Here is a 1,320-nt window from a genome sequence, read left to right as displayed (position 1 = left end):
GCCGAATATAAGGATGCAGTTGGACCTTAGTGTTGATCGATCTCAACGTCATCTTGCAAAGGGGGAGTCCATATAAGAATCCCTAGGTTGCGGATTGCCACCATCTTATGGGGACGATAGGCAGCTCACCCCATCTTACGGTCCAGCGCGCTGAGCGATGGGCATAGCGAAGATGCCAAGCAGCACCCTGTAGCGGCTCAGAGAGAAAAGTGAGGGGGGAGTGGGCAAAGCCGTAGCGCGGCGTGACCATGAACGACACTATCGAGCGCTACCTGCACGAGTTCGCCCAGAATGCCGGGCGCAGCAAGCGCGCCACCATACCGCTACTGCAGCGCTTCTCATCGCTCGGTGGTTGGCGCTATTCGGCTCGCACGAGTAGGCTTGAGGGGGCATATACCCAAGCAGGGATACATCATGAAAATTCTATTTCGCGTGCTGACTGCAGCAACTTGGAGGGAAGCACAGTCTGCAGGTGTCGTCCCGCGTTGTGGCAACGATAAGAAAGACGATGGGGTCAATTTGAATGTCCCTGAAGCCGTTCACTATACGGCCAACAAATACTTCACAGTCGACGAAGAGCCCGTGCTTCTTGAAGTCGACACCTCCAGCTTTGCCGAACAGATCGAATGGCGAGAGCCACTTGCGAATGAACCGTGGCAGCGGCCACTGGCCCGGATCGAGGGGCTACCTACCGATAGTGTGATCTCTGTGGCGCCCATTGCCGAGGATATCTTGAACAAGTAGGTGGGAAGGCCTCTGAGGCGCTGTGAGTCAACCGTTGGCTCAAGGTGCGAGAGCGGAAAAAGCCAGAGAATTGATTCTGACGCCCCGCACCTTATCGACTCCCTGCCTAGGCCGATTCGAGCGCTACGACGTGACAGGCTCAAGCTGCTAGTGTTTAAGTATTACGTAGAAAGCATGAATGATGCCTGGGATGAAACCCAGGATCGTCAGCAGTATGTTCAGCCAGAAGTGGCCCTTCAGGCCGACCTCCAGGAACACGCCGACTGGCGGTAACAAGAGGGCGAAGATCATCTTGATGGGGTCTGTTGCGGTAAATGCCATATCCAACTCCTTTGGTGCGGCTCCTGATCCTGCCTCAAGCCTAGCGTATTTTCCGGCGTCGTCCGCGCGAACTGACCTTCCGTTTCGAAAATTAAACACAATTTCCGGTAGGTGTCCCAGACATAACCCTTCATTCATTCTTGGTGCGCCAGCCGGGTCGAGGCCGGCCTTGAGGTGTAGCCGTCCGACGGTTTTGCTGGCTGACCGCTGACCGCTGACCGCTGACCGCTGACCGCTGACCGCTGACCGCTGACC

2 protein-coding genes are annotated in these 1,320 nt (G+C 56.1%); one reads left to right on the top strand and one right to left on the bottom strand.

Annotation, left to right across the window (positions count from 1 at the left end; translation table 11 throughout):
* The first annotated feature begins 414 nt into the window (after positions 1-414).
* Positions 415-744: a DUF952 domain-containing protein gene (locus tag HBJ55_RS21865; protein WP_167120309.1), complete on the top strand. Its 330-nt coding sequence runs from the start codon at positions 415-417 to the stop codon at positions 742-744.
* Positions 745-891: 147 nt separating this feature from the next.
* Here HBJ55_RS21865 and HBJ55_RS21860 read toward each other — a convergent pair whose 3' ends face one another.
* Positions 892-1,065, bottom strand: a complete 174-nt coding sequence (locus HBJ55_RS21860) for a YqaE/Pmp3 family membrane protein (protein WP_167120306.1) — start codon at positions 1,063-1,065, stop codon at positions 892-894.
* Positions 1,066-1,320: the final 255 nt, after the last annotated feature.

It is taken from the genome of Billgrantia bachuensis (genome assembly GCF_011742165.1).
Lineage (GTDB): Bacteria > Pseudomonadota > Gammaproteobacteria > Pseudomonadales > Halomonadaceae > Halomonas > Halomonas bachuensis.
This window is presented reverse-complemented; position numbering and strand designations above follow the sequence as displayed.

Excerpts from the sequence above, each read along its gene's own strand:
- HBJ55_RS21865 (WP_167120309.1), top strand. The coding sequence starts at position 415 with ATGAAAATTCTATTTCGCGTGCTGACTGCAGCAACTTGGAGGGAAGCA.
- HBJ55_RS21860 (WP_167120306.1), bottom strand. The coding sequence starts at position 1,065 with ATGGCATTTACCGCAACAGACCCCATCAAGATGATCTTCGCCCTCTTG.